Origin of the sequence: Rhodococcus sp. KRD197 (genome assembly GCF_017168235.1) — a bacterium.
GTDB lineage: Bacteria > Actinomycetota > Actinomycetes > Mycobacteriales > Mycobacteriaceae > Rhodococcoides.
The window spans coordinates 113,382-121,412 of the sequence record NZ_JABFAO010000011.1 but is presented as its reverse complement, the minus strand read 5'-3'; the positions used below and the strand labels follow the sequence as shown (position 1 = coordinate 121,412).

The window sequence follows — 8,031 nt, the reverse complement described above, 5'->3', positions numbered from 1 at the left end:
AGATGTGTATAAGAGACAGCCCGAAACTAGTGCCCCCGGAACCAGTACCGCAGAAGCCGGTTCCTCATCAGCCGGTGGCTGTCGAGCTCTGGAACAACGATCTCAGGCAGAGTCGGGCTTCGGACGACGGCGGCGCCGATTCGGTGTAGTTCGAGATCGGTGTATCTCGGAATCGGCGCCGCGCACAGCCCCTGGGCCGTCAGTCGTTGTCGAGGTGGGACGCAGCGCCCGAGTCGAGGAACCACACAGTAGATTCCGAGCCTGTTGCGCCCGCGGACGGAATGTCGTCCGGATCGGCACCCCCTACGGCGGCGGCGACGGCCTCCGCTTTCCCGGTTCCTGCTACCAACAGCCACACATGCTTGGCTCGTCGAATTGCGGGCAGGGTGAGCGTGATTCGAACTGGCGGCGGCTTGGGGGAATCCTCGACCGCCACGACGTAGTGGACCTTCTCGCGTACCGCATCGGTATGGGGAAAGAGCGAGTTGATGTGTCCTTCGCCGCCCATTCCGAGGAGGTGGATGTCGAAGGCAGGCGTGTGCTCTCCGTCCGAGTGCGACCCCAGTATCTGGGCGTACGCGGCGGCCGCGACATACGGGTCGTTTCCGTGCGGGCCGTCGGATGCTGCCATGCGAAACACACGATCGGGATGGACGTCCACATGGTCCAGGAGCGCCTCCGACGCCTGCACCTCGTTGCGCTCCGGGTCACCGCCCGGGAGGAAACGTTCGTCGCCGAAGTAGATGTCGACGTTGGCCCAGTCGATGGAGCCCGAGTCTTTTCGTAGTTCTTCTAGCAGCGCGATTCCTGTGCCACCGCCTGTCAATACGATCGACGCCGAGCCGCGTTCTTGCTGAGCTGCTGTGACAACATCGACGAAGCGAGACCGTGCCGCATCGACGAGTGCCTGCGAATCCAGGTACTGCAATACCGAAGTCTTACTCATAGCTCACTTTCGACAGTCCGTTCAGGGCCAGTTCGTAGATGTCGTCGGTATCGAGACGGCGCAACTCCTCGGCGAGACACTCGCGTGTTCCGCGTCGGGCGAGGGCCACTTCGGAGTCGGGCTGGCCGGTGCGTCGCAGTGTCGCGGTCTTTCCGGTCTGAGGTCGGGTGAGGGAGATGCTCGTGGTCCGGCGTTGCAGCTCGACCTTCAGCTCGCCTGTTCGGCGATGCACTTCGATGCCGAGTTTGGCGGCGAGCCACCCGGCGAGGATGTCGAGGGCCGGTTCCTCGGCCAACCCCGAGACGGTGGCCGATACGACGTCCTCGTGAGGTGCTTGGTCGAGCGCTGTGGCCAGGAGCCCGCGCCAGTAGGTGATTCGACTCCACGACAGGTCGGTGTCACCGGCGGTGTAACTGGAAAGCCTGCTCTTGATCGCCGCGGTGGTGTCCGGTGCGTTCGTGGCGTCGGTGATACGACGCTTGGCCAGGCGGCCCAGCGGGTCTTTCGCCGGCACCTCGGGAGCTTGGTCCGGCCACCAGACAACGATGGGTGTATCCGGCAACAGAAACGGAATCACGACGCTGTGTTCGTGATCGGCCAGTTCACCGTTGAGTCGAAGCACGACGACCTCGGAGGCACCGGCGTCGCCACCGACACGGATCTGTGCGTCCAGGCTCGATTCGGCCGTCCGATCACCATGGGTCAGCACGATGACACGGCAGGGATGCTCGCGGCTTGCTTCGTTCGCAGCCCTGATCGCTCGCTCGGCTCTGTCGTTGTCAGAGCTGGCGACGATGAGAGTGAGCACCCGACCGATGGTGACTGCGCCACCCGACTCGCGTAGCTCGACCAGTTTCTTGCCGACCTTGGCGGTCGTGGTGGCGGGAATGTCGACTATCACGGCCTTCTCCACTCTCGTCCGGTTCGATGCATCATTTCGTCGCCGGAGCTCGGGCCCCAGGTCCCGGCTTCGTACGGCTCGGCAGTGCCACCTGCTGCCCAGAAATCCAGGATGGGGTCGAGGATCTTCCAGGACAATTCGACCTCGGCGTTCACCGGGAACAGCGACGGCTCACCGAGCAATACGTCGAGGATCAACCGCTCGTAGGCCTCCGGCGAGGACTCCGTGAATGCTTGCCCGTAGCTGAAGTCCATGCTGACATCGCGGACCTCCATACTCGAACCCGGCACCTTCGAACCGAAGCGCATGGTGACGCCCTCGTCCGGCTGAACTCGGATGACGAGCGCGTTCTGCCCGAGTTCCTCGGTCATGGTCGCGTCGAAGGGCAGGTGGGGAGCCCGCTTGAAGACCATGGCGATCTCGGTGACCCGCCGTCCCAGTGCCTTGCCGGTTCTCAGATAGAACGGCACGCCGCCCCAACGTCTGGTGTCGACCTCGAGGGTGATGGCCGCGTAGGTCTCCGTGCTGGACTCGGAGTCGAATCCTTCTTCTTCCTTGAGACCGCTCACCTTCTGGCTGCCCTGCCAGCCTCCGGTGTATTGCCCACGCGCTGCCGTTTCCTCCAGTGGCTCCGCGAGTTTCGTCGCCGAGAGCACTTTGATCTTCTCGGATTGGAGTTCGGACGGGCTGAAGCTGACGGGTTCTTCCATCGCGGTGATGGCGAGCAATTGCAGCAGATGATTCTGAATCACATCGCGCGCTGCGCCTATCCCGTCGTAGTACCCGGCGCGTCCTCCCAGTCCGATGTCCTCGGCCATGGTGATCTGGACGTGGTCGACATAGTGCGCATTCCAGATGGGATCGAAGAGCTGATTGGCGAAGCGCAACGCAAGAATGTTCTGGACCGTCTCCTTGCCCAGGTAATGATCGATGCGGAAGACCCTGTCCTCCGGGAACACTCTGTTCACCACCGCATTGAGTTCCTTGGCGCTCTGCAGGTCGTGACCGAAGGGCTTCTCGATGACCACTCGACGCCACTTGTCGGCGTCGCCCTCGGCCAACCCCGAACGCGAAAGCTGCTCGAGCACTACCGGGAATGCTCCCGGCGGGATGGACAAGTAGAACGCATGATTACCGCCGGTACCGCGGGTTCGGTCGAGTTCGAGCAGGGTTTGTGACAACTCGTCGAAAGCCTCGTCGTCATCGAACGATCCCTGCACGAAACGGAAGCCCTCGGCGAGAGTGCTCCACACTTCCTCGCTGAACGGAGTGCGCGCATGATCGCGGACGGCGTCATGAACGACCTGCGCGAAGTCCTCCTTGCCCCACTCACGGCGTGCGAATCCGACCAGGGCGAAACCGGGGGGTAGGAGCCCCCGGTTCGCCAGGTCGTACACCGCAGGCATGAGCTTCTTGCGAGCAAGATCTCCGGTGACGCCGAAGATGACCAGGCTGCACGGGCCGGCGATCCTGGGCAATCTCTTGTCACGAGGGTCACGAAGCGGGTTGTGCCACTCCGCCTGATCCTTGAGGTTCGAGTCTGCGGTGTTCACGTATCAGCTCTTCTGGCCGGCTTGGCGGAGCTGCTCGCCGGTGGCCTCCAGCAGTTCTGTCCAGGACGCCTCGAACTTCTCGACACCCTCGTTCTCGAGCGTGAGGAAAACGTCCGTGACGTCGATGCCGATCGCGGAAAGCTCGTCGAACACCGCCTGGGATTCCGGACCCTTGCCGGAGATGGTGTCCCCGTTGATCGCACCGTGGTCGGCCGCTGCGTCGAGAGTCTTCTCGGGCATGGTGTTGACCGTGTTGGGGGCAACCAGTTCGGTGACGTACAGCGTGTCCGGGTAGGCAGGGTTCTTGACTCCGGTCGATGCCCAGAGCGGACGCTGCGGGCGGCCGCCGGAGCCGACGAGTTCGTGGAAGCGCGGAGCGACCTCGAACGCCTGCTGGTAGGCAACGTAGGCCAGGCGAGCGTTCGCGAGCGCAGCCTTGCCCTTGAGCGCCTCGGCGTCGGGGGTACCGATCTTGTCGAGCCGCGCGTCGATCTCGGTGTCGACGCGGGAGACGAAGAACGATGCCACCGAGTGGATCGTGGACAGGTCGTGGCCGGCGGCTCGGGCCGCCTCCAGTCCGTCCAGGTAGGCGCCGATCACGGCTTCGTACCGCTCGACGGAGAAGATCAGCGTGACGTTGACGCTGATGCCCTCGCCGATGACCTTGGCGATTGCCGGTATACCCGCCTCGGTGGCCGGGATCTTGATCAGCACGTTGGGGCGATCGACGATCTTCCACAGTTCGACAGCCTGGGCGATGGTCGCCTCGGTGTCATGTGCCAGACGAGGGTCGACCTCGATCGACACGCGTCCGTCGACTCCGGCCGAGGACTCGTACACCGGCGCGAAGATGTCGCAGGCGTTGCGAACGTCGTCGGTGGTCACCGTACGGATGGTGGCGTCGACGTCGGCACCGCGCTCGGCGAGCTCGTTGACCTGCGCGTCGTATGCCTCGCCCTTGCTCAGCGCAGCCTGGAAGATCGACGGGTTCGTCGTGACTCCGACGATGGACTTGCTGTCGATGAGCTCCTGCAGGTTGCCGGAGGAAATGCGGTCGCGGGAGAGGTCGTCGAGCCAGACGGAAACTCCGGCCGCGGACAGGTCTGCAAGATTCTTGTTCTGGGTCATGATTTATCCCTTCACGTTGGTGATCGAGCGCTGCGCGGCGGCGGTCACGGCCTCGGCGGTGAAGCCGTACTCGCGGAAGAGCGTCTTGGCATCCGCGGATTCGCCGAAGTGCTCGAGCGAGACGATTTCGCCGAAGCCACCGACGATCTTGTACCACGGCATCGCGATGCCGGCTTCGACGGAAACACGTGCTTTGACCGTGGGCGGAATGACCTGGTCGCGGTAATTCTGATCCTGGCTCTCGAACCACTCCACGCACGGCATGGAGACCACGCGCGCAGCGATACCCTGAGCCTCGAGCTGCTCTCTCGCCTCGACTGCGTACTGCAGTTCCGAACCCGTGCCGATGAGGACGACGTCCGGCGCTGCCTTCGATGATTCGACGAGGATGTAGCCGCCCTTGGACACACCCTCGTAGTTGGTGCCCTCGAGGATCGGGATTCCCTGGCGGGTCAGTGCGAGTCCGACTGGACCGCTGCTGCTCGACCTCGCGAGGACGGACTGCCATGCGAAGGCCGTCTCGTTCGCGTCACCGGGTCGCACGACCGACAGATTCGGGATGGCCCGCAACGCTGCCAGATGTTCGACGGGTTGGTGCGTCGGTCCGTCCTCGCCGAGGCCGATCGAGTCGTGGGTCCACACGTAGATGGGGTCGATGTCCATCAGTGAGGCCAGTCGTACCGCAGGACGCATGTAGTCACTGAACTGCATGAACGTGCCGCCGTACGCGCGGGTGGGGCCGTGCATCACGATTCCGGAGAGGATTGCACCCATCGCGTGTTCGCGAATACCGAAATGGAGGGTGCGGCCGTAGGGCTCGGCGTCCCAGTCGTCGGTGGAGATCGATGTCGGACCGAAGGACTTGGCGCCCTTGATGGTGGTGTTGTTGCTGCCGGCGAGGTCGGCGGAGCCGCCCCACAGTTCGGGGAGAACCGGTCCGACGGCATTGAGGACGGCACCTGATGCCGCGCGCGTCGCGATGGCCTTGCTGCCTGGCTCCCAGGTGGGGAGGACCTCGGTCCACCCTGCGGGGAGGTCGCCGGCGGTGAGGCGGTCGAGGAGTGCGCGACGCTCGGGCTCGCGATCGGCCCAGGCCTGGAATGCCTCGTTCCAATCCGCGTGCGCCTTGCGACCGCGCTCCTGCAGCGCGCGGGTATGCGCGATGACCTCGTCGGTGACCTCGAACGTCTTGTCGGGGTCGAATCCGAGTGCATTCTTCACCGCTGCGACTTCTTCGTCGCCCAGCGCGGCGCCATGCACGGCGCCGGTGTTCATCATCGTGGGTGCCGGGAAGCCGATGATGGTGCGCAGACAGATGATCGACGGCTTGTCGGTGACGGCTTTCGCTGCCTCGATGGCCTCTTCGATGGCGGTGACGTTTTCGCCGCCTTCGACGACCTGCACGTGCCAGCCGTACGCCTCGTAGCGCTTGGCGACGTCCTCGGACAGGGCGATGTCGGTGTCGTGTTCGATGGAGATCTTGTTGTCGTCGTAGAACAGGATCAGGTTGCCGAGCTGCTGTGTGCCTGCCAGCGACGATGCCTCGGAGGTGATGCCCTCCTCGATGTCTCCGTCGGATGCGATGACGTAGATGAAGTGGTCGAACGGGCTTTCGCCGAGTGCGGGTTCCGGGTCGAACAGCCCGCGCTCGCGACGAGAGGCCATGGCCATACCGACTGCCGAGGCGAGACCCTGGCCGAGCGGGCCGGTTGTGATCTCGACACCGTCGGTGTGCCGGAACTCGGGGTGGCCGGGCGTCTTCGATTTGAAGGTACGCAGCGCTTCGATGTCGGCGAGCTCGAGACCGAAACCGCCGAGGTACAGCTGAATGTAGAGCGTCAAGCTCGAGTGCCCGCACGAGAGGACGAAGCGATCGCGTCCGATCCAGTGCGTATCCGTCGGGTCGTGGCGCATCGTGCGTTGGAAGAGTGTGTAGGCGAGTGGAGCGAGGCTCATCGCCGTACCGGGGTGACCGTTGCCGACTTTTTGTACCGCGTCCGCAGCGAGGACTCTGACGGTATCGACCGCCCTGGTATCCAGGTCCGTCCAGTCGCTGGGGTGGTGCGCCGTGGTGAGGACGTCAATATCGTCTGTGATCGACACGAGCAGAGATCTCCTGACATTGGTGCGGTTGAGGTCAATGCGTGCCCGATCGGGGTGGATCGAAAAACACGCCTGCTACCAGCCTAGTTCCGTTAGTGCCTGCTGTCGTGCCTTCCCCCCCGTCGTCGAAGGACGCCGAAGGACCGGGCGACTGGCCGCCTGGCATCGCCCGTGCGGTGGCTTTGGGTGCCCTGCGAATTGGTGAGGAGCTGGGCGACGTCTACCATCGCTTGTAGTAGTGCGCCCTTTCGGCCGTTGGGGTCGATATCGAGGGCGCACCCGAAAGTTCATGTGTCGAGCCCGTGCAAGGAGACGTAGTGCGAATTGGGCAGCAGCCGGGCGGCCACGGATTCGCAGGCAGCTCTCGGGCAGGCGCCTCCCGAGCGGGTGACACACAGTCAGGAGATGCTGTCAGCGATACGACGGCATCAGCACCGGCCGAGTCTGCCCCTCGGCGCGCATTGGCGCTGTTCATGGCGTATGTGGCGCTGACCAAGCCGCGCGTCATCGAACTACTCCTTGTCACCACGATCCCGGCGATGCTCCTGGCCGATCGTGGTCAGGTGCAGCCGATGCTGATCTTGACCACCCTGTTCGGTGGAATGTTGGCTGCGGCCAGCGCGAACTCCCTGAACATGGTGGCCGATGCGGATATCGACAAAGTCATGGCCCGCACCGCCAAACGGCCGCTGGCCCGCGGCGCGATGCCGGTATCGCACGCCTTCGTGTTCGGTGTGACCCTGGGTGTCATCTCGTTCTTCTGGCTCTGGCTCACCACGAACCTGCTGTCCGGCGTGCTGGCGGTCGTGACCATCTGCTTCTACATTTTCGTCTACACGCTGGTGCTCAAGCGCAGGACTTCACAGAACGTCGTGTGGGGCGGCGCGGCCGGGTGCATGCCCGTGATGATCGGTTGGTCGGCTGTGACCGGGACGATCGGCTGGCAGGCCGTGGTGATGTTCATGGTGATCTTCCTGTGGACGCCCCCGCACACCTGGGCCCTGATGCTCCGGTACAAGGAGGATTACCAGGCCGCCAACGTGCCCATGCTGCCCGCTGTGGCCTCCGAGACGAAGGTAACCAAACACATCGTTCTGTACGCCTGGGCCACAGTCGCAGCGACGCTCGCACTGACGCCCGGGTCGGGCATCATCTACGCCGTCGTGGCCGTCGCCTCCGGCATCTGGTTCCTCGTAGTTGCGCACCGTTTGTACGCCGGAGTTCGCGCCGGGACTCCGGTCCGGCCGCTGAAGCTCTTCATTCTCTCCAACGAGTATCTGGCCTTGGTCTTCTGCGGTTTGGCTGTCGACTCCGTGATCGGGTGGGACACCCTCGCACAGTTGCTCGGCTGAGAGCTGTTCGACTGATCGGTCCGGCTGAATACGATTTCGGCCCCGCGC

General features: G+C 63.9%; 6 protein-coding genes. 1 reads left to right on the top strand and 5 read right to left on the bottom strand.

Translation table 11 applies throughout. The features are described from left to right. Positions 1-199: 199 nt before the first annotated feature. From pgl to tkt, 5 genes are read right to left on the bottom strand one after another with little or no spacing between them, the layout of a single operon-like run. The gene (pgl, locus tag J1M86_RS16340) at positions 200-946 is read right to left on the bottom strand and encodes a 6-phosphogluconolactonase (RefSeq protein WP_206510659.1); all 747 of its coding nucleotides are present in this window, start codon (positions 944-946) and stop codon (positions 200-202) included. Then, positions 939-1,847, bottom strand: coding sequence for a glucose-6-phosphate dehydrogenase assembly protein OpcA (gene opcA / locus J1M86_RS16335; protein WP_187346723.1), 909 nt, complete (start codon positions 1,845-1,847; stop codon positions 939-941). The genes pgl and opcA overlap by 8 nt, the downstream gene beginning before the upstream one ends. Next, positions 1,844-3,400 (bottom strand): glucose-6-phosphate dehydrogenase, encoded by a 1,557-nt coding sequence (gene zwf, locus J1M86_RS16330; RefSeq protein ID WP_075838679.1) that lies wholly within the window; start codon positions 3,398-3,400, stop codon positions 1,844-1,846. Before zwf ends, opcA begins: the two co-directional genes overlap by 4 nt. A gap of 3 nt (positions 3,401-3,403) precedes the next feature. Then, positions 3,404-4,528 carry a transaldolase gene (gene tal, locus J1M86_RS16325; protein WP_075838680.1) on the bottom strand — a complete coding sequence of 375 codons (1,125 nt, stop codon included), beginning with the start codon at positions 4,526-4,528 and terminating at the stop codon, positions 3,404-3,406. 3 nt (positions 4,529-4,531) lie between these two features. Next, positions 4,532-6,631: a transketolase gene (tkt, locus tag J1M86_RS16320; protein ID WP_206510658.1), complete on the bottom strand. Its 2,100-nt coding sequence runs from the start codon at positions 6,629-6,631 to the stop codon at positions 4,532-4,534. Positions 6,632-6,948: 317 nt separating this feature from the next. On the opposite strand from tkt, the gene J1M86_RS16315 reads away from it, so the two are divergent. Further along, positions 6,949-7,983, top strand: coding sequence for a heme o synthase (locus tag J1M86_RS16315; RefSeq protein WP_206510657.1), 1,035 nt, complete (start codon positions 6,949-6,951; stop codon positions 7,981-7,983). Positions 7,984-8,031 lie beyond the last annotated feature (48 nt).